General features: G+C 42.5%; 21 protein-coding genes and 1 riboswitch. Of the genes, 14 read left to right on the plus strand and 7 right to left on the minus strand.

Annotated features, from left to right (window positions below; all coding sequences use genetic code 11):
- Window positions 1-337 precede the first annotated feature (337 nt).
- A complete protein-coding gene (gene purH, locus PSE72_RS18990; RefSeq protein ID WP_115166459.1) occupies window positions 338-1,927 on the plus strand; it encodes a bifunctional phosphoribosylaminoimidazolecarboxamide formyltransferase/IMP cyclohydrolase in 1,590 nt (529 codons plus the stop codon).
- Between the two features lie 17 nt (window positions 1,928-1,944).
- Window positions 1,945-3,228, plus strand: coding sequence for a phosphoribosylamine--glycine ligase (gene purD, locus PSE72_RS18995; protein ID WP_115166458.1), 1,284 nt, complete (start codon window positions 1,945-1,947; stop codon window positions 3,226-3,228).
- 375 nt (window positions 3,229-3,603) lie between these two features.
- Here the strand turns inward: purD and PSE72_RS19000 are convergent, their stop codons facing one another.
- The 6 genes from PSE72_RS19000 to nudC form a co-directional block, all read right to left on the minus strand.
- Window positions 3,604-4,230, minus strand: coding sequence for a DUF1481 domain-containing protein (locus PSE72_RS19000; RefSeq protein WP_115166457.1), 627 nt, complete (start codon window positions 4,228-4,230; stop codon window positions 3,604-3,606).
- Between the two features lie 89 nt (window positions 4,231-4,319).
- Window positions 4,320-4,592: an HU family DNA-binding protein gene (locus PSE72_RS19005; RefSeq protein WP_004264522.1), complete on the minus strand. Its 273-nt coding sequence runs from the start codon at window positions 4,590-4,592 to the stop codon at window positions 4,320-4,322.
- Between the two features lie 199 nt (window positions 4,593-4,791).
- Window positions 4,792-5,379: a YjaG family protein gene (locus PSE72_RS19010; protein ID WP_109913182.1), complete on the minus strand. Its 588-nt coding sequence runs from the start codon at window positions 5,377-5,379 to the stop codon at window positions 4,792-4,794.
- A 74-nt stretch (window positions 5,380-5,453) separates the two neighbouring features.
- Window positions 5,454-6,125, minus strand: coding sequence for a deoxyribonuclease V (gene nfi, locus PSE72_RS19015; protein ID WP_115166456.1), 672 nt, complete (start codon window positions 6,123-6,125; stop codon window positions 5,454-5,456).
- Window positions 6,126-6,234: 109 nt separating this feature from the next.
- Window positions 6,235-7,299: a uroporphyrinogen decarboxylase gene (hemE, locus tag PSE72_RS19020; protein ID WP_115166455.1), complete on the minus strand. Its 1,065-nt coding sequence runs from the start codon at window positions 7,297-7,299 to the stop codon at window positions 6,235-6,237.
- Between the two features lie 92 nt (window positions 7,300-7,391).
- The gene (gene nudC, locus PSE72_RS19025) at window positions 7,392-8,183 is read right to left on the minus strand and encodes an NAD(+) diphosphatase (RefSeq protein ID WP_115166454.1); all 792 of its coding nucleotides are present in this window, start codon (window positions 8,181-8,183) and stop codon (window positions 7,392-7,394) included.
- Between the two features lie 249 nt (window positions 8,184-8,432).
- Between nudC and PSE72_RS19030 the strand changes: the two genes are divergently transcribed.
- From PSE72_RS19030 to thiH, 12 genes are all read left to right on the plus strand, one after another.
- Window positions 8,433-9,485, plus strand: a complete 1,053-nt coding sequence (locus PSE72_RS19030; protein WP_115166453.1) for an ABC transporter substrate-binding protein — start codon at window positions 8,433-8,435, stop codon at window positions 9,483-9,485.
- Between the two features lie 29 nt (window positions 9,486-9,514).
- Window positions 9,515-10,330, plus strand: coding sequence for an alkaline phosphatase family protein (locus PSE72_RS19035; RefSeq protein ID WP_115166452.1), 816 nt, complete (start codon window positions 9,515-9,517; stop codon window positions 10,328-10,330).
- A complete protein-coding gene (locus tag PSE72_RS19040; RefSeq protein ID WP_198642138.1) occupies window positions 10,330-11,232 on the plus strand; it encodes an ABC transporter permease in 903 nt (300 codons plus the stop codon). Before PSE72_RS19035 ends, PSE72_RS19040 begins: the two co-directional genes overlap by 1 nt.
- On the plus strand, window positions 11,222-12,052 hold the full coding sequence (locus PSE72_RS19045) for an ABC transporter permease (RefSeq protein ID WP_109913188.1): 831 nt from the start codon (window positions 11,222-11,224) through the stop codon (window positions 12,050-12,052). Before PSE72_RS19040 ends, PSE72_RS19045 begins: the two co-directional genes overlap by 11 nt.
- A complete protein-coding gene (locus tag PSE72_RS19050; protein ID WP_115166451.1) occupies window positions 12,052-13,068 on the plus strand; it encodes an ABC transporter ATP-binding protein in 1,017 nt (338 codons plus the stop codon). The genes PSE72_RS19045 and PSE72_RS19050 overlap by 1 nt, the downstream gene beginning before the upstream one ends.
- A gap of 18 nt (window positions 13,069-13,086) precedes the next feature.
- A complete protein-coding gene (locus PSE72_RS19055; RefSeq protein ID WP_115166450.1) occupies window positions 13,087-13,749 on the plus strand; it encodes an HAD family hydrolase in 663 nt (220 codons plus the stop codon).
- Window positions 13,750-14,103: 354 nt separating this feature from the next.
- Window positions 14,104-14,215, plus strand: a riboswitch (TPP riboswitch).
- 144 nt (window positions 14,216-14,359) lie between these two features.
- Entirely contained in the window at window positions 14,360-16,348 is a 1,989-nt protein-coding gene (gene thiC, locus PSE72_RS19060) for a phosphomethylpyrimidine synthase ThiC (protein ID WP_115166449.1), read from the plus strand.
- Window positions 16,332-16,997, plus strand: a complete 666-nt coding sequence (gene thiE / locus PSE72_RS19065) for a thiamine phosphate synthase (RefSeq protein ID WP_109913192.1) — start codon at window positions 16,332-16,334, stop codon at window positions 16,995-16,997. Before thiC ends, thiE begins: the two co-directional genes overlap by 17 nt.
- Before the next feature lie 76 nt (window positions 16,998-17,073).
- Entirely contained in the window at window positions 17,074-17,832 is a 759-nt protein-coding gene (locus PSE72_RS19070; protein WP_115166448.1) for a HesA/MoeB/ThiF family protein, read from the plus strand.
- Window positions 17,820-18,020, plus strand: coding sequence for a sulfur carrier protein ThiS (thiS, locus tag PSE72_RS19075; RefSeq protein ID WP_004265860.1), 201 nt, complete (start codon window positions 17,820-17,822; stop codon window positions 18,018-18,020). Before PSE72_RS19070 ends, thiS begins: the two co-directional genes overlap by 13 nt.
- A gap of 2 nt (window positions 18,021-18,022) precedes the next feature.
- Window positions 18,023-18,793, plus strand: coding sequence for a thiazole synthase (locus PSE72_RS19080; protein WP_217007931.1), 771 nt, complete (start codon window positions 18,023-18,025; stop codon window positions 18,791-18,793).
- The gene (gene thiH, locus PSE72_RS19085; RefSeq protein WP_115168238.1) at window positions 18,790-19,911 is read left to right on the plus strand and encodes a 2-iminoacetate synthase ThiH; all 1,122 of its coding nucleotides are present in this window, start codon (window positions 18,790-18,792) and stop codon (window positions 19,909-19,911) included. Before PSE72_RS19080 ends, thiH begins: the two co-directional genes overlap by 4 nt.
- 54 nt (window positions 19,912-19,965) lie before the next feature.
- Here thiH and PSE72_RS19090 read toward each other — a convergent pair whose 3' ends face one another.
- Window positions 19,966-21,267, minus strand: coding sequence for a uracil/xanthine transporter (locus PSE72_RS19090; RefSeq protein ID WP_198642142.1), 1,302 nt, complete (start codon window positions 21,265-21,267; stop codon window positions 19,966-19,968).
- Between the last annotated feature and the right edge of the window lie 228 nt (window positions 21,268-21,495).

Consider the following 21,495-nt stretch of genomic DNA (forward strand, 5'->3'; position numbering starts at 1 on the left):
CCCCTTTTTTGCATTTTTTTATTCAACTGCTGCATTCCACAGCAAAACCCCTACTTATACCGACTTATGCACGAAGTTATCCACAACATGAAAATAATTTTAAAATTATCGCGCATTACGCAAACGTTTGCGTTACAATTGGCTCGAAATTTCAGCATTGATTTTGTTTTTATGTTCTGAAATTGTTAGTGACTTATATATTGTTATAGAGAAAGCTGGCAAATTCCGCTTTGCTTTCATCAATAGATATAATAGGTATATAAGAAAAGCTCGTTGAGTTTTTGACTGACTGATATTCGTTATTGCCTTATTTATTCAAATCCAAGGGATCTATCTCATGCAACTGCTTCGTCCTATTCGTCGTGCCCTGCTTAGTGTGTCTGATAAAACAGGGGTTGTTGAATTCGCTAAGGCGTTATCTCAACGTGGTGTTGAGCTCCTATCTACCGGCGGTACTGCAAAGTTACTCGCTGAGTCAGGACTAAACGTAACTGAAGTTTCAGATTACACAGGGTTCCCTGAAATGATGGATGGCCGAGTAAAAACATTGCACCCGAAAGTGCATGGCGGAATTTTAGGTCGTCGTGGTACGGATGATGCCATTATGCAACAGCATGGTATTGCACCGATTGATATGGTCGTTGTTAATCTATATCCATTTGCCCAAACCGTGGCAAAACCAAATTGTACCCTTGAAGATGCTGTAGAGAATATTGATATCGGCGGCCCAACCATGGTGCGCTCCGCGGCTAAGAATCATAAAGACGTAGCAATTGTAGTAAATAGTAATGACTATCAAATCATTATTGATGAAATGGATAACCACGAAAACTCGCTCAATTGGTCTACGCGGTTTGACCTCGCAATTAAAGCTTTTGAACACACTGCAGCTTATGACAGCATGATTGCGAATTACTTTGGTGAATTAGTTGCCCCTTATTATGGTGATACGACCCAGCCTTCTGGCCGCTTCCCTCGCACCTTGAATTTGAATTTTATTAAGAAACAAGACATGCGTTATGGAGAAAACAGCCATCAAGATGCCGCTTTTTATATAGAAGAAAACCCAAAAGAAGCGTCTATTGCAACTGCTCAGCAGATCCAAGGTAAAGCCCTGTCTTATAACAATATCGCTGATACCGATGCAGCTCTTGAATGCGTTAAATCATTCGAAGAACCTGCTTGTGTCATTGTTAAACATGCAAACCCTTGTGGTGTCGCTATCGGTGATTCTATCCATGCTGCTTATGATAACGCATTCAAAACTGATCCAACTTCTGCTTTTGGCGGCATTATCGCTTTCAATCGTCAATTAGATAAAGAAACTGCTCAAACCATTATCGAGCGCCAGTTTGTGGAAGTCATTATTGCGCCTTCCGTTGCTAAAGATGCATTACCTATTCTTGAGACTAAACAAAACGTTCGCGTACTTGAATGTGGCGAATGGAGCAAACCAGTTGCAGGCTTAGACTTTAAACGTGTGAATGGTGGTTTATTGGTACAAGACCGTGACTTAGGTATGGTTGAAAAGGAAGCGCTACGTGTAGTCACAAACCGCCAACCTACAGAGCGTGAATTAAAAGATGCCATGTTCTGCTGGAAAGTCGCGAAGTTTGTGAAATCGAATGCGATCGTTTATGCCAAAAATGACATGACCGTTGGAATTGGTGCAGGGCAAATGAGCCGTGTCTACTCTGCAAAAATTGCAGGCATTAAAGCCGCTGATGAAGGTTTAGAAGTCGCTGGCTGTGCAATGGCTTCAGATGCTTTTTTCCCATTCCGCGATGGTATTGATGCCGCAGCTGCTGTTGGAGTAACCTGTGTTATCCAACCAGGTGGTTCTATCCGTGATGATGAAGTCATTGCGGCGGCAAATGAACATGGTATTGCCATGATTTTCACTAATATGCGTCATTTCCGTCACTAATTATTAGGAGTCTAGTAATGAATATTTTGATTATTGGTGGCGGCGGCCGTGAACATGCCTTAGCTTGGAAAGCGGCACAATCCCCTTTAGCAGACAAAGTGTATGTTGCCCCGGGCAATGCAGGCACAGCATTAGAGCCAACCCTTGAAAACGTCAATATTTCGGCGACTGATATCAATGGATTGCTTCAATTCGCCAAAGATAAGCAAATTGGTTTAACTATTGTCGGCCCTGAAGCACCATTGGTTATTGGTGTAGTCGATGCGTTTAAGGCTGCTGGCTTAACTATTTTTGGCCCAACCCAAGGTGCTGCACAGCTTGAGGGTTCAAAAGCATTTACCAAAGATTTTTTAGCTCGTCATCATATTCCTACTGCGGCTTATGAAAATTTTACTGAAATTGAACCTGCTTTAGCTTACTTAGACAAAGTAGGCGCACCAATCGTGATCAAAGCAGATGGGCTTGCTGCAGGTAAAGGGGTTATTGTTGCAATGACTCTGCAAGAAGCGAAAGAAGCTGTTCATGACATGTTAGCAGGGAATGCCTTTGGTGATGCAGGCCACCGTATCGTGATCGAAGAATTTCTTGATGGTGAAGAAGCGAGTTTCATCGTTATGGTAGATGGTGAAAATGTCATTCCAATGGCGACTAGCCAAGATCACAAACGTGTTGGTGATGGTGATACTGGCCTAAATACTGGTGGAATGGGCGCTTACTCCCCAGCGCCTGTTGTGACAGATGAAATACATAAACGCGTAATGGAACAAGTCATTTACCCTACAGTTAAAGGTATGGACCAAGAAGGAAACCGCTACCAAGGCTTCTTATATGCAGGTTTAATGATTGATAAAGCAGGTAACCCAAAAGTTATCGAGTTTAACTGCCGTTTTGGCGATCCTGAAACTCAACCTATTATGATGCGCTTGCAATCGGACTTAGTCGCCTTATGTTTAGCTGGCGCGAAAGGTGAGTTAGCAGGTAAAGATTCATTATGGGATGAACGCCCTGCTTTAGGGGTAGTAATTGCTGCAGGTGGTTACCCAGGTGATTACCACAATGGCGATGTAATTTCAGGTTTACCAACCACTGAAGCCACGGATAGTAAAGTTTTCCATGCTGGTACTCGCATGAAAGATGGAGAAGTCGTGACTGCCGGTGGTCGCGTCCTATGCGTAACAGCATTAGGTAATGATATTGCTAAAGCACAAGCCAAAGCTTATGAAGTCGCCAAAGCCATTCACTGGAATGATAGCTTCTACCGCAACGACATCGGCTACCGCGCTATCGCTCGTATAAAATAATACAAAGTACTAAACCATTCCCTGAGCTGATAAGAGGAAACTTTTATCAGCTTTTTTATTTTCTATTTTTTGAACTTGTTTTTGCCTTTGACCATTCACACAGACAATGGCTCTAAGTATTTCGAATCACAGCAAAGCTGCAAGAGAGAGAATATCTAGGAGCATACATAAGTATGTAACTAGAGTGAGCGAACGTAGCAATATAGCTGAGGCTCGAAAAACGACGAGTAGACGAGTAAAAGTATCGGCTCTAAGTATTTCAATTCAGAGCTAGGCGGCAAACGAAGATATCTTAGGGAGCATACATAAGTATGTAACCTAAGTAGCTGAGAGCAGCCAACAAAGCTATGGATTGAAAGACGACGAGCGGTGATATTACAAAGAATCTTTAGAAGGCTGCCAGCGGCAAAAATCAGTATCCGCCACCATCAAAAGCTGGTTTCCCTCTGAAGACTCCAACCACGCTAAATTTAGCTGGGAATGCCACACTTTCGCACGGTTTTGTAACCACTTTTCAGAATAGGGTTCAAAAGTCACTTCACGCACATCCCCCTCACAGGTGGTCACTTTTCCTTGTTGCCAGCGACCTTGATAGAGTTTGATGCCGCCAACAATCAGTGCGGTGTTTGTCTCAAGTACTCGTTCCGCTTCAAAGCGCCAACGCGTGATTTCATCAGCCGAAAGTGATGTTTTATGGCCATCTTGAGCACGCTGCATAAAAATAACGTCATTATTTTTATCGAAGCGTAATTGTTCGGTGATATCACCATTTTTTTGATTCAAGATTTGGCTACGAATTTGCCAGAGGTTACCAGAGCGGTACTCGAAGAAATTAACGGAAGTGTCTGTGCCTTTATAGGGGCTATAAACCACCATTAAGACCAGAGGTTGGCTTTTTGCATTATTTAGCCGCCACATACGAATGACGCCATCATCGGCAATAAAACCGCTTGCACTAAACTCAGGTAGCTTTGGTGCATTAGAAGAACAGGCGCTTAGCATTGAGATGGCTCCCAATACCAGCAACCCTTTTTGAATAAACAAAAGGGGTAGTTTTTTACCCCCTCTGGTGATTCGTCTGTACAATGTTCTTATTTTACAGCTTCTTTCAGTGCTTTACCGGCAGAGAAAGCGGGTACAGTTGTAGCAGGAATTTGAATTTCTGCTTTAGTTTGTGGGTTACGACCAGTACGCGCAGCACGGTGGCTAACTTTAAAAGTACCGAAACCGACCAGTTGGACTTGCTCGCCTTTTTTCAGCGTTTCAGAAATAGCATTCAGAGTAGATTCTAATGCCGCTTTTGCCTGAACTTTGGTCAGGTCCGCTGATTCTGCGATAGCATCAACTAATTCAGTCTTATTCATAAATTATCCTTACACAGTGTGTTTATCGTTTGCAAAGCATCGAGTGCGTCGGATATGCCAAATTGACAGCCCCTGATACACGCCCCCGATAGCCACTTCTTCTCGCCCCTAAATGTAGACCAGAGTAGGGGCAAATGTGAAGTCTTAGTACTCAGCATTACTGCGTCAAGTCACGTTTTCGATAATGAAAATGCGAAAATCAGCTTAAAGTAATACCTATATTGCTCACCCCCGCTTCGCGGAGGTCAGATTTTAATCCTTTAATTAACTCTAAGTCGCGCTCTTCACAAGCTGCCAGTAAGCGGAAAATGTCCCACTGGATATCCCATTCCTCTTCAACGGCCGGGATTTCTTTAAGTTCTTCTTCTGTCATTTCCCGCCCTGCTTGAGTCATTTCGAGCATGGCAACTGTACGAATGGATGCTTCGCTAACCAATATTGCGTGTTCGAGGGTTTCACCACTCAATTTCGAATGAATAATTTCACCTAATGCAATACAGGCATCAATAGCTGGATACACACCATACATATCGAAATCATCTGCTGATGGGATAATTTCTTCTAATTTTTCTAACTGATTGTCGAAATTGACTTTGCTATCTTTAATGACCAAAGTTTCCCAAACTAAATCAAGGATGGAACGATAAACTTTTGCATCGGCAAATTCAGTTTGCTGACAAAACATTTGAAAGTTCGGATACATTCTTTCACATAGGCTCGCCATGAAAGTGGTATGTTGCCAGCTTTCTAATTTTTCCAACCTCAAATGAATGGGATTTCTTAACATAATTTCTGACTCATCAATCTTAATACTTCGCAGTTTACCTGAAAATCTGTCAATGCCACATATTTTGCTGATAATTAGCTGATTTTCTCATTCATTCGCTTAAAAAACGTTCGATTTGATGCAATTCCGTCAGCAAAACGCGTCGGTTCTGGCAAACGATAACCTCTTAGACACTGCTTAACCCACGCTAGGGAAGACGAAAAACCTACTTTATGCCCCGGCGAAACATATAATGGTTTGCAGCGTTTTTTACTCCGCAACACCCAACCGAGTTGATTTTCACCTGCCATTAACGGCTGAACACTTTCAGGCTCTTCACTTAACTCAACCGCATCACCACATAAACGGCTTTTTGCTACACCAATTGTGGCTATATTCGCTTGTAACCCAAAATGGCAGGCAACACCAAACCGCCGCGGGTGTGCAATTCCTTGCCCATCCACAAGCACTAATTCAGGTTTGTTTTGTATTTTTCCCCACGCTGCCATTAACCCTGGGACTTCACGAAAAGAAAGTAACCCCGGTATATAAGGCAATTGCGTCGGTATTCGAGCTATTTGATACTCAACAAGTTCTAACTGTGGCCAAGATAGTACAGCTACCACTGCACGTGTAATAGTGCCTTGTTGTTCAAAGCCTACATCGGCTCCACCAATCAGTTTGAGTGGTGGAAATTCATCATGCAAAATGATTTTTGAAGCTTGGCTAGTTTGTTCTTTTCGTAATCGTTGAGTATCTAAAACCATCATGCGTCCATTGCTTATGAGATTTAATTATTCTTAATCATAGATGATAATGGTGTACTTACAAGATTCTATAAATACACCACAAATCAAGAAGATCAATAAACGATAATTATTGATGATATTGGCGGGATAAACGGTGAACTGCATCGACAAATGCACCTGCATGCTCAGGTGGAACATCCTGATGGATACCATGACCTAAATTAAATACGTGCCCTTCACCTTGACCGAAGCCTGATAGAATATTTTGCACTTCTTCTTCAATACGAGCAGGTGGCGCATATAACATGGATGGGTCCATATTACCTTGTAAAGCAACTTTATCACCGACACGACGGCGAGCATCTGCAATTTCAGTCGTCCAATCAAGGCCTAATGCATCGCAACCCGTTGCGGCCATTTCCTCTAACCACTGGCCGCCACCTTTAGTGAATAAGGTGACAGGAACACGACGAGCGTCATTTTCACGAATTAAGCCATCAATAATTTTATGCATATAATTCAATGAAAACTGTAAATAATCACGCTTAGTTAAGACCCCACCCCATGTGTCAAAAATCATCACGGACTGTGCACCTGCGCGAATTTGAGCATTCAAGTATAAAATGACACTATCTGCCAGTTTATCCAATAACAAATGCAATGTGTTCGGGTCTTCGTACATCATCTTTTTGATTTTAGTGAATGCTTTGCTACTGCCGCCTTCCACCATATAAGTCGCCAGTGTCCACGGACTACCAGAAAACCCAATTAGTGGCACATTACCTTCAAGAGCTTTACGGATGGCACGAACTGCATCCATCACATAACCAAGTTCCATTTCAGGATCAGGAATAGGGATATTTTTTACATCTGCTGCGCTCATAATCGGTTTATGAAAACGTGGGCCTTCACCCGTTTCGAAATATAACCCAAGCCCCATTGCATCAGGGATAGTGAGAATATCAGAAAATAAAATTGCAGCGTCTAATGGAAAACGACGTAATGGCTGTAATGTCACTTCACAAGCCAATTCGGTATTTTTGCACAGAGCAATAAAATCACCAGCTTCAGCGCGTGTTGCTTTATATTCAGGCAGGTAACGCCCTGCTTGACGCATCATCCATACAGGGGTCACATCTACAGGCTGACGTAGCAAAGCGCGTAGATAGCGGTCATTTTTTAACTCAGTCATTATTTACTCCATTATTATAAGTGGCCGCCGCAAATGGCTAAGAGCGAAGTTCATTATTGTATCATGTTAATGGTAACAATATCAGCGCTGTGCTATTTGCCCGTTTCATATTCACTCTGACGACACAATGCGACCGTATCTTCAATCAAACGTCTAGCGATTGTGTCTGCCGGTGGGATCAACGGTAATTCATTGTAATGATACCAATTTGCGCTCACCAGTTCCTTAGGGTCTACTTTAATATCACCACTCTCATAATCCGCGAGAAAGCCCATCATTAAGGAATGAGGAAAAGGCCATGGTTGTGAAGATACGTAACGAATATTTTTCACTTTTATATGGCTTTCTTCCATGACTTCGCGCATAACAGCTTCTTCTAATGTTTCACCAACTTCAACAAAACCCGCAAGTACAGTAAATAATGGATTTTGCGAATGGCGCCGGTGCTGAGCCAATAGAATATGGTCATCACGGCGGATCCCCACAATAATACAAGGGGCAATCTGCGGGTAATAACGCTCATGGCAATGGTCACACAAACACGCCCATTCTGTTTCGCTATGGCGCATTGCCGTACCACAATAGCCGCAATAACGATGAGAGCGATAGAATTCCGCCAATTGCACACCTCGCCCAGCAAGACGAAATAAACCTTCATCTTGCGCAGCAACGATACGGGGAGATGCCATATCTGATGGCATTTTTTCGGCGATCAACCAGACAATTTCCCCTTGCCACTCACCGATTGGCGTTGCTGTTTTTCCTTCTAACAAATAGTCCTTTGCCATACCTCGTGGAATATCCCCATGAGGTAACCACAAACGCCCGGAAAAACAGATAAACCACCAACCACTTTCTGTTCCTGATAATTTTAACTTATTCATTTTTCACATCTTTTGTTAGTTTTTATTGTCGATAAGATCAATCTATTAATGACACAATACACTTCTTTGACACAATGTCATTCAAACGTTTGTTTCATTATTTTTCTTTGTCAATTTTGACACTTTTTAGACGTTCCATTCCATAAAATGTCTAAAAACTGTCATAAAAGGATCAACTAACTGTCACTTCTTAAAATTAGGATGCTAAGTAACCAATACGGTTCACCGTTCTGCAAAAGTGAGAAAATAATGAAAACTATCGTTCCTGCGATTTTACTATCATTGACCGCATCCAGTGTGACATTAGCTGCTGATGCTAATTTAGCAGAGTTAATCGATGCAGCGAAAAAAGAAGGGCAAGTTTACAGCGTTGGAATGCCTGATACTTGGGCTAACTGGAAAGGAACTTGGCAAGACTTAGCGGCACAATATGGCTTGAAGCATCAAGATACTGATATGAGCTCCGCTCAAGAAATTGCCAAATTTGCCGCAGAAAAAAATAATGCGACAGCAGATATTGGTGATGTCGGTGCTTCTTTTGGGCCTGTTGCCGTGCAAAAAGGAGTGACTCAACCTTATAAACCAACAACGTGGTCACAAATTCCTGATTGGGCAAAAGACAAAGACGGTCATTGGGCTTTAGCCTATACGGGGTCTATCGCTTTTATGATTAATAATGATTTAGTGAAAGATGCACCGAAAAGCTGGGATGATTTACTGAAAGGGAAATATAAAGTCACCGTTGGGGATGTTGGTATCGCTGCACAAGCCAATAATGCTGTACTAGCTGCCGCATTTGCCCGTGGTGGTGATGAAAATAACCTAAAACCTGCCATTGAGTTTTTTGCTGAACTCGCCAAACAAAAACGCCTATCCGTTAATGATCCAACTGTCGCAAATATCGAAAAAGGTGAAGTCGAAGTTGGCATCTTATGGGACTTCAACGCACTGAATTACCGCGATCAGATCAACCGTGATCGCTTTACAGTTGTGATCCCATCTGACGGTTCTGTCATTTCAGGTTACACCACTATCATCAATAAATTTGCCAAAAACCCAAATGCGGCAAAATTAGCTCGTGAATTTATTTTCAGTGATAAAGGCCAATTAAACCTTGCAGAAGGCTATGCTCGACCAATTCGTGCACAATATTTAACCTTACCTGATGATATTAAAGCCAAATTACTACCCGAAGAACAATATAAAAATGTTCAACCCATTAAGAATGCAGAAGGTTGGGAAAAGTCGTCTCGTAATCTCCCTAAAATGTGGCAACAGCAAGTTTTGATCCACCAGCAGTAATTTAATGTATTGATTTTAGGAAAAAATTGATGTCTGAGAAAGTCATACTTGTTGTCCTTGACGGTTTAAGTTATTCAGTAGCCCATCATTGTATGGGCTATCTCAACGGTTTAATCAAAGCCGACAGTGCAACACTTTACCGATTAGAGTGCGAGCTTCCTTCGATGTCTCGCCCTCTATATGAATGTATACTAACGGGAGTTCCACCTGTCAAAAGCGGTATTGTAAATAACCAAATTGTCCGGTTATCCCATTTTGACAGCATATTCTCTCTTGCTCGCCTTGCAGGTAAAACAACTGCCGCCGCTGCTTATTATTGGGTGAGTGAACTGTATAACCGAGCACCTTTCGTAGCAACAAGAGACCGTTTTACCCATGATGAGTCGCTAACCATCCAACATGGCTGCTTTTATCAAGCAGATCATTACCCTGATGACCATTTATTTGTTGATGCGGAATATTTACGTAGTCAATTTGATCCTGATTTCTTATTGATTCACCCTATGAATATAGACGATACAGGGCATAAGTTTGGCTTTGATTCCCCACAATACCGTAATGCAGCACGCCATGCAGATATTATCCTGTCGAATTATATTCCTACATGGGTTGAGCAAGGTTATCAAATTCTGATCACGAGTGATCACGGTATGAATAATGATCGCAGCCACGGAGGGATACTCCCTGAAGAGTGTTTAGTTCCATTGTTTGTTGTCGGTTCGCAATTTTCTCATCAACCCTGCAATATTGAGCAAACTGAGATTTGTGGAACCATTTGTCGTTTACTTGGAACCCACTCTCTCGATAAACCAGTTTGTGATGCGCTGTTACAAGGAGATTTGTAATGGCTGATATTCCTGCCCCCTGTGAACAGGCATACCAACAACAGGGAAAAATTGCCATGTTAAAAAAACGCTTTGCTCGTTTTCATTGGCGCGCTGCACTGCTACTGCTGCCATTCTTTGTGCTGTTTAGTCTATTCCAAATCGCCCCAATGATTTGGGTGCTAATTAATAGCTTTATCTACGAAGAAGCATGGTCATTAGGTAACTACCTTGAAGTATTCAATAATGATTTTTACTTACAAGCGTTTGAAAATACCCTATGGCTTTCCGTTATTTGCAGTGTAATTGGCTTATTCATTTCCAGTATCACGGCATTTTCCATTTATAAAATGCAAGGGAAAATTCGCCGGATAATGATCTCCTTCACCACCATGGCCAGTAATTTCAGCGGTGTTCCCCTTGCTTTTGCATTCATTATTATTTTGGGCTTCAACGGCGCGATTACCTTACAACTCAAGGCATGGGGAATTATCGAAGATTTTAATATATACAGTGCCAGCGGGTTAATGCTGTTGTATGTGTATTTTCAGATCCCATTAGGCGTTTTGTTGCTCTACCCCGCCTTTGATGCACTAAAACCGGAGTGGGAAGACGCTGCTAAAACAATGGGAGCAAGCAAGCTAACCTATTGGTTAAAAGTTGCTATTCCAGTGCTTTCCCCTGCTTTACTTGGTACTTTTATTATCCTAATTGCTAATGCCATGGGCGCATACGCCAGTACTTATGCCTTAACGAGTGGTAATTACAACCTTGTGACTATCCGAATTGCCAGTTTAGTTTCCGGCGATTTGTTTCTCGAACCGAATATGGCTGCTGCGTTATCAATGCTACTTATCGCTATCTTAGCTTTTATTACTACTATCCATCATTGGTTAATCAAGCGGAGCTACCATGCAAAATAATAATGTGATTAGCCAAGTGATAACCAATAACAATAAACCCTCTGGATTATGGCTCCATAAGTTAGTACTAATCAGTGTTGCTAGCCTATTAGCGCTACCTATTATTGCCACATTTTTGTATTCCATCGCCAGCTCTTGGGGAGCCACTGTGCTACCCGATGCCTTGTCCATCAAATGGTATCTACAATTGTGGCAAGACCCGCGTTTTCTCATGGCATTTGGTCGTTCATTAATAATTTGCTTTGGTACATTGCTGGTTAGCACATTAATTATTTTGCCGATGACATTTGCGGTATTTTATCGGTTCCCTAAACTCAAAGGGGTGATGGATTTACTGATTATTTTACCCTTTGCGATTCCGCCTGTCGTCTCGTCGGTGGGCTTGCTGCAAATATTTGCCGATGAACCATTCATGTTAGTTGGCACTCCTTGGATCCTGATTGGTACTTATTTCACCATCACGTTACCTTTTATGTATCGTGCTCTTGCGAATAGCTTTCAAGGTATTAATTTACATGACTTAATGGACGCTGCACATTTACTCGGCGCCAGTACTTTCCAAGCTTTTATGATGATTGTGTTACCAAATATTCGCAAAGGTATGTTGGTCTCATTATTAATTTCATTTTCATTTTTAATGGGTGAATTTGTGTTTGCCAATATTCTAGTGGGAACACGTTATGAAACCTTGCAAATCTATCTTTTCAATATGCGACAAACCAGCGGACATTTCACTTCTGCTCTGGTGATGTCATATTTTCTGTTTACCTTATTGCTGACATGGTTAGCAATGCGATTAAATCGTTCAGGAGATGAATGATGAGTTATGTTATTGCGGAAAACTTAGCTAAATCTTTTGGTACTAATCAGGTATTTGCTGATATTCAGTTTACTATCGAAAAAGGCGAATTTATTACCCTACTGGGCCCAAGTGGTTGCGGAAAATCAACTTTATTACGCTGTATCGCAGGACTTGAACAACTTAATGATGGTGAACTTTATATTAATCGCCAGAATGTAACCCACCAAGCTGCGCAGCAACGCGGGGTGGGTATGGTGTTCCAAAGTTATGCGTTATTTCCCAATATGACTGTGGTTGGCAATATCGCGTTTGGTTTAAAAATGCGTAAAATTGATAGCCAAGCAAGGTCTAAAGCAGTCGCTGAAGTGATCGAATTAGTTGAGTTACAAGGAAAAGAACAACAATTTCCCCATCAGCTATCAGGTGGACAGCGTCAACGAGTAGCACTCGCAAGGGCATTAGTCATGAAACCGCAAATTTTGTTACTTGATGAGCCACTGTCTGCTCTTGATGCTCGCATTCGCAAGCACTTACGCCAGCAAATTCGCCAGATTCAACGCGAATTAGGTTTAACGACAATTTTTGTTACTCATGATCAAGATGAAGCGATGATTATGTCTGACCGTATTTTTCTTATGAATAAAGGCCAGATAGTGCAAAGTGGCACGGCAGAGAATATTTATACCCAACCAGCAACAGAATTTGTCGCTCGGTTTATGGGGCATTACAACCTTGTTGACTCCAAAAAAGCCAATACGATGTTAGGTCTTAATTTACAAGGTACACTTGCTATCCGCCCTGAGTCTATATATGTCAAAGAAGCAGGTCGCCAATATGGTAGCCATATTTCTCACCCTGTTGATGCTATTATTGTTGACCATCAATTATTGGGAAATATCATTCGTTATAGCGTCGATACACCTGCTGGTCACATGACAGTTGATTTACTCAATCGCTCATCAGAACGCTTATTTGAGCCAGGCACTCGTCTTGAACTTATGTTTAATAAAAATGAAATTCGCACACTTAGTTAATAATCAGATAGGAATATAATGCAAAACAAACTGGCCATTTTTGACTTAGATGATACGTTAATTCAAGGTGATAGCAGCGTATTGTGGACGCAATATCTGTGGGACAGGCAAATTATCAACGACCCACAGTTTGTAGAGGCGGATAAAGCCATGATGGCACAATATAATGCAGGCACATTAGATATGCCGACTTACTTACGTTTTAACCTGCAAACTCTCGCCAATGTAAAAACGGAACAAGTAGATATCTGGCTGGATGATTTTGTACAAAGCGTGATTTTACCGCGGATCTACCCTGAAGCGATTAGAACGATCGCAAATTACCGAGCTAAAAGGATCCCGATTATTGTGATCTCCGCAACTGTTTCGTTTATTGTGAAAAAGATCGCCGAAAAACTTGGTGCAGACGTCGCCATGGGGATCGATATTAAACAACAAAATGGCTGCTATACGACCGAAATTGACGGTATCCCAACCTTTAAAGAAGGCAAGGTTAAACGCCTTATGGATTGGGTTCGCCACCAGCCAATCACTGATGCCTATGTATATTTTTATACCGATTCTGCCAACGACCTGCCCATGTGCCAATTTGCCGATGAAGTATTTATTATCAACGGTGACGAACGCCTAACGCAAGCCGCACTCGAACACAATTGGCCACAATATCAGTGGAATTTATAAACCTTATTTTTATCTCAGCCTTGATTTCAATTTTTTAGGTTTTAACTAACTCGCCTTTCAAAGGTTCCTCTAAATTATTCGTGCTAGAGGAAGGAGATAAATAGAATTATCCCAAGGAGCATACACAAGTATGTGACTTGGGGAACCTAGCGCAGCCAACGCACTTATCGCTTGAAGAATGACGAGAAAATAATCTTATCCCACTCTAATTTATTCTTTCCTCTAAATAATTCAAGTGAGAAGAAGGCGGTAAGCGAGAATATCCCAAGGAGCATACACAAGTATGTGACTTGGGGAGCCGAGCGCAGCCAACGCACTTATCGCTTGAAGAATGACGAGGAAAGCTTATACTGAAATCTCTTGTCGGAGTGCCTAGCATGCATAGCATCGGGCTGAGACCGTTAATTCGGGATCCGCGGAACCTGATCGGGTTAATACCCGCGAAGGGAACAAGAGTAATCACTCAGCGTCTTTTTGCCATCTCTCATTTGGCTAAAAATTAAACGCAATGTCTTTTTATTACTCCTCCGAACTCCTGACAAGCAACTTTCTTTCGATAAACCCGCTACTCACTAAGATGTGATAGCCGTGACAATGTCAGGAAATTGCTATGTCCAATAATACACAACAAAATATCATCCCTACAGCTGATTTATCGCCACAAGCAGCACCCGCTCGCACTCGTAAAGCCCAACGTGATGCCGCTGAAAACTTTATCAACACTGTTTCTGGCGTTTCATTTCCCAATTCTGAACGTATTTATCTTCAAGGTTCAAGAGGCGATATCCAAGTCCCAATGCGAGAAATTCAGCTTTCGCAAACCCTTATTGGTGGCGACAAAGACAAACCGCAATTTGAAGATAACGAACCCGTTCCTATCTACGACACTTCAGGCCCTTACGGCGATCCAACATCAGAACTCAACGTTCACAAAGGCTTGAAAAAAATTCGCGCGCCATGGATAAACGAGCGCTCAGACACCACTAAAGTAGAAAATCTCAGCTCTGACTTCACACAACAACGCCTTGCTGATGCAGGCCTTGACCATCTACGCTTTAACAACCGTCCCCACCCGTTAAAAGCCCAAACTAACAAGTGTGTTACCCAATTACATTACGCACGCAAAGGTATCATTACCCCTGAAATGGAGTTTATTGCAATCCGCGAAAATATGGGACGTGAACGTATTCGTGGCGAAGTTTTATTGCAACAACATCCAGGCCAAGGCTTTGGCGCAAATTTGCCAGAGAATATTACCCCTGAATTTGTTCGCCAAGAAGTGGCGGCGGGTCGCGCTATTATCCCAGCCAATATCAACCATCCCGAATCAGAACCAATGATTATTGGTCGTAATTTCTTGGTTAAGGTTAATGCCAATATTGGTAATTCATCGGTCACCTCATCCATTGAAGAAGAAGTAGAAAAACTGATTTGGTCAACACGCTGGGGGGCAGATACCGTCATGGATTTATCCACTGGCCGTTATATCCACGAAACCCGCGAATGGATTTTACGTAATAGCCCCGTGCCTATTGGTACAGTTCCGATTTACCAAGCCCTCGAAAAAGTGAACGGCGTCGCCGAAAATCTCACGTGGGAAATGTTCCGTGACACATTATTAGAGCAAGCAGAACAAGGTGTCGATTACTTCACTATCCATGCCGGCGTATTGCTACGCTATGTGCCAATGACAGCTAAACGCCTAACAGGGATCGTCTCTCGCGGTGGCTCTATCATGGCAAAATGGTGCTTGTCTCATCACCAAGAAAATTTCCTGTATGAGCACTTCCGTGAAATCTGTGAAATTTGTGCCGCTTACGACGTTTCCTTGTCATTAGGTGATGGCTTGCGTCCGGGTTCCATCCAAGACGCCAACGACCAAGCTCAATTTGCCGAGCTCCATACCCTTGGTGAGCTCACAAAAATTGCGTGGGAATATGATGTTCAAGTCATGATTGAAGGTCCCGGCCACGTACCAATGCAAATGATCCGCCGCAATATGACCGAAGAGTTAGAGCACTGCCACGAAGCGCCATTCTATACGTTAGGGCCTCTAACAACAGATATTGCTCCGGGTTATGACCACTTTACCTCTGGTATTGGTGCCGCCATGATCGGTTGGTTTGGCTGTGCGATGTTATGTTATGTCACCCCTAAAGAGCACTTAGGATTACCGAACAAAGAAGATGTTAAACAAGGGCTAATTACTTATAAGATTGCAGCCCATGCCGCTGACCTTGCTAAAGGCCACCCGGGTGCACAGATCCGTGATAACGCCATGTCCAAAGCCCGTTTTGAATTCCGCTGGGAAGACCAATTTAACTTGGCGTTAGATCCTGAAACTGCTCGCAAATATCACGATGAAACCTTACCACAAGCCTCTGGGAAAATTGCTCATTTCTGTTCTATGTGTGGGCCTAAATTCTGTTCAATGAAAATATCCCAAGAGGTTCGTGACTACGCGGCCCAAAAAGAAGCAAATGAAAAAGAAGCGGGTATGGAACAGATGTCAGAAGCCTTCCGTGCCCATGGCAGCGAACTCTATCACGGTGCTGAAATTGTGAATGCTGAGGTGGATGAAAATGCCAAAATTGCCTAATGCTATAACTCTCCCAAATAGCCCTTTTCCTGAGACTGCACAACGCCTTGGGCTTTATCCCGTTGTGGATTCCGTTGAATGGATTGAACGTTTGCTTAATGCAGGTGTTTCCACAATTCAATTGCGTATCAAAGACAAATCTGACGCAGATGTTCGTGATGAGATTCAACAAGCTATTGCGCTCGGGGAAAAACATAACGCACGCTTATTCATTAATGATTACTGGCGGTTAGCGGTCGAGTTTGGTGCTTATGGCGTACATTTAGGCCAAGAAGATTTGGAAACTACCGATTTATTAGCAATCCACCAAGCGGGCTTACGGTTAGGAATATCAACGCACGATGAGCATGAATTGGCTATCGCAAAATCGGTTCGCCCTTCCTACATTGCCATGGGGCATATCTTTCCAACACAAACCAAAGAGATGCCTTCTTCGCCTCAGGGTTTAGAAACACTTAAAGCCATGGTGGAAGCAACACCTGATTACCCAACGGTAGCCATTGGTGGGATTTCCATTGATAAAGTGCCTGACGTGCTAGCAACTGGAGTGGGGAGTGTCGCGCTAGTCAGTGCGATTACTAAAGCCGATGATTGGCGCGCCGCAACAGAAACTTTGCTGAATTTAATTGAGCGGGATCACGCCAATTAGTCGATTTTTAATCACAAAATTAGCCCTAGTTTATCGTCATAAAAACAGGGCTAATGATGATTTAAGGAATTCAATCATGTTAAGTGACCAAGAATTCATGCGTTACAGCCGCCAGCTATTACTTGAAGACATCAGTCCTGAGGGGCAACAAAAACTGAAAAATAGCAAAGTCCTAATTGTCGGTTTAGGGGGCTTAGGCTCTCCCGCATCCCTTTATTTAACGGGCGCTGGTGTCGGCGAATTGTGGCTAGCTGACCACGATGACTTACACGTTTCTAACTTACAACGGCAGGTACTTTACGATACCGATGATATTGGCCAGTCAAAAGCCCAGCTTGCCGCAGATAGGCTACATCAACTCAATCCGTTGGTAAGAACCCATGTTATCGCACAAAAGTTGGATGTTGAGACTTTAATTCCCTTAGCGGAACAAGTCGACTTAGTGCTTGATTGCTGCGATAACATGGCCACTCGTCATGCAGTTAATACCGCTTGTGTCATGACCAATACAACCTTAGTCAGCGGCAGTGCTGTTGGGTTTGGTGGCCAATTAATGGTACTTGAGCCGCCATTTAGTACCGGTTGCTATGCCTGTTTATACCCAGACCAAGATGAACCCGAACGCAACTGCCGCACTGCTGGGGTATTAGGGCCAGTGGTTGGGATTATCGGCACGTTGCAAGCACTGGAAGCCATTAAATTACTTGTCGGCCTTCCCTCTGCACTGAGCGGTAAATTGCGTTTATTCGATGGAAAACAGCAACAATGGAATACATTGCAATTAATGCCGTCATTGCAATGCCCAATCTGTCGGGAAGAAGCATGCATATCATAATTAATGACCAACCTATGGAATTCGACGCCCCACTGACGGTTAATCAATTATTTTCCACTCTCGATCGCCCAATGGTGGGAACTGCACTTGCCATCAATCAAGTGATCATTCCGAAGAGTCAGTGGGATTCATATCTCATTAATGACCAAGATAATATCTTGTTGTTTCAAGCTATCGCTGGGGGCTAATGATGTTAAAAATCGCAGATTTTACTTTTCACTCACGCCTGTTTACTGGAACAGGTAAATTTGCCAGCGCCAGCCTCATGCAAGACGCCATTGCGGCATCCGGCAGTCAATTAGTGACAATGGCAATGAAACGTATTGATTTACGTGGGCAAGATGACGGTATTTTACAACCTCTACAACAATTGGGCGTGAAATTATTACCGAATACCTCAGGGGCGAAAAATGCCCAAGAGGCGATATTTGCTGCACGCCTAGCTCGTGAAGCCCTTGGTACTAACTGGGTCAAACTCGAAATCCATCCAGATATGCGTTATTTACTACCGGATCCCATCGAGACATTACTCGCCGCAGAGCAGCTCGTTAAAGAGGGATTTGTTGTATTGCCTTATTGCAGCGCAGACCCGGTGTTATGCCGTCGTTTAGAAGAAGTTGGCTGTGCCGCTGTGATGCCATTAGGTGCACCGATTGGCACAAACAAAGGCTTAGCAACGAAAGAAATGCTCCGTATCATTATTGAACAAGCTTCTGTACCTGTCGTTGTAGATGCCGGAATTGGTGCACCAAGCCATGCGGCAGAAGCCATCGAAATGGGCGCTGATGCCGTTTTAGTCAACACTGCAATCGCTGTAGCAAAACAACCTGTACTCATGGCAAAAGCGTTTAAACTCGCGGTCGAAGCGGCTGAATTAGCTTATCAAAGTGGTTTAGCTACGCCGAAGCAACAGGCGCAAGCGTCCAGCCCATTGACCAGTTTCTTAGGGGCCTTATCATGATCCCAAGTTTCCAAGAACGCTTACAAGAACTGGATTGGGACGATATGACACTGCGGATAAACAGTAAAACACCTGCCGATGTAGAACATGCTTTGGCGGTGGATATACTCACACTCGATGATTTTATGGCACTGCTTTCCCCTGCTGCCCGTCCCTATATTGAGCTGATGGCACAAAAAGCTCAGAAACTCACCCGACAACGCTTTGGCCATGCCGTTGGGTTTTATGTGCCACTTTATTTATCGAACCTATGCGCAAACGATTGTACTTATTGCGGTTTTTCGATGAGTAATAAAATTAAACGTAAAACGCTAAATGACGCTGAAATTATCAATGAGTGCGAAACCATTCGCAAAATTGGTTTCGATAGCTTATTGCTAGTCACCGGAGAGCACCAGAGTAAAGTGGGTATGGACTATTTTCGTCACACATTCCCCATCATTCGCCCTTATTTCAGTTCCTTAATGATGGAAGTGCAGCCATTAAGCACAGATGAATATAAGGAATTAAAAACTCTGGGGTTAGATGGTGTGATGGTTTATCAAGAAACCTACCATGAACCCACGTATCAACTCCATCACCTCAAAGGCAAAAAACAGGATTTTCACTGGCGCTTAGCCACGCCAGAACGCTTAGGAGAAGCGGGTATAGATAAAATCGGCCTTGGTGCGTTAATTGGTTTATCAAACAGTTGGCGTACTGATTGCTATATGGTTGCAGAACATTTGTTGTACCTACAGCAATACTACTGGCAAAGTCGTTATTCTATCTCTTTTCCTCGCTTACGCCCTTGTGCGGGTGGTGTTGAACCTGCATCACTGATGAATGAAGCCGAATTAGTGCAATTAATTTGTGCTTTTCGCTTACTGGCGCCAAATGTAGAGCTTTCACTCTCAACCCGTGAATCACCTTATTTCCGTGATAACGTGGTGCCATTGGCAATTAACAACGTCAGTGCCGGCTCGAAAACCCAACCAGGCGGCTATGCAGATACCAAAGAAGAGCTAGAACAATTTTCTCCAAATGATAACCGCAGTGCCGCACAAGTAGCGAATGCACTTGTGCAAGCCGGTTTACAGCCCGTTTGGAAAGATTGGGATGGTTATTTAGGTCGTTAGAATTTTACTGAAAAAGAGCATTAGCTGCACAACCGCTTAGTGCTCTTTTATTATTTAGGAGATTTTATCCCACTTGATCGTATTTTCTAAAATAAGAGCCAATATAATACCCATAAGTAGCCCATTACCCAGTAAAGAACTAAACATTGTTGGTAACGAATTTAGTACCGCAGCAGGGGCTGACATCAAAAAAATGCCAATAAAAATAGGTAATGCGAGGCGATAAATATTACGTGCATTCAGTTTCATATCCGCAAGAAATGAAAATGAAGAAAATAGCAACGGCAAATAAGTTGCTAACATAACCGCACTACCAATGGCTAACGGCAAAGATCGGAAAAATTGAGTCAATACCGCAACGCCCCCCACGCATAAGAAAATAAGGCTGCCAATCGTAAAAGAGATACGTGAACTGTCTTTTGTTTGAGTAATTAAACCAATAGATGAGACAAACGGTGAAAAAGGCACTACGCCTATCGGCGCTGCTAATATTGTTACGACTCCTGACATCATAAAACTGCGTCGATATAAGGATTTAACGGGTAATGAGTTAGGGTAAAAAACATCCGTTCCGCGCATTGCTCCAAACGTATTTGATGTGTTTAATATCCCAGCCAAAATCGCTGTTATCACAATACTTACATTAATTTCATCAGAGCGGCCTAATGGAAATAGCACCCATTCTCCTGATGAAACAGATGATATCGTGCTACCAAATAACCCACTATAAGCAACCCACCCTGTGATTGTTCCAATCAATAATGCATATTTACCAATATTCACGGGTAAATACACAATGATGCCTATCACAAATACTAATACTGCGAGCGCCAAAAAGAATACAGGATAATTAACTGTAATATTCTCACTACCAATACCAAAGGGTAGCCCTAGCATCCCCTTTAAAAAAATAGTGACCAACTGTGCGCCAAGTAAAAACATAAATACCACCAGCACACCTGGTTTGAATAAACCCGCTAACCAACCACCAAGACCACTTAGGCCAATAAGAATGGTAATAATCCCAGACAGAAAAATTCCCATTGCCAAACTCCATCCAATCGTCTCAAGAGGAGTTCCTTGCATAGATTCTGACAAAGTAACGGTTAAAATTGTTGCCCACCACAGCCCTGTAGGCCCTTCCATTATGGAGCGTTTATGTCCTATAAATGCTTGCAACAAGCAAGCTAAAGCTGTTAATAAGAAAGCATACTGAGTAATAACAAACGTGGTTTGTGGTGACAAATGAAAAGCAGACTGTAACGTCGGGGGAATAACAACCGTATTACAAAAGATAAAAAAGAACCATTGAAAGCCAGAAATAATATTATTTTTTGTAATAGCAATATTCCGCATTTTCATTCCTTACCGGTGATTATATATCTGACCAGATTAATGTTTATAACGGAAAATTTCTAATTTAAATCTAATTGTTATGATATTTATAAATTATGATTTATTCTTCTCATGATAAAAAATAGCTTCATACACTATTAATTCTCTATTTTTATTTTCATTCGACTAGTTGATAAAAATAAAGCGGGGGAAAATATTATTCCGCTTTATTTATTACCTTTATTGCCG

It is taken from the genome of Providencia sp. PROV116, from assembly GCF_028482485.1.
Classification (GTDB): Bacteria; Pseudomonadota; Gammaproteobacteria; order Enterobacterales; family Enterobacteriaceae; genus Providencia; species Providencia rettgeri.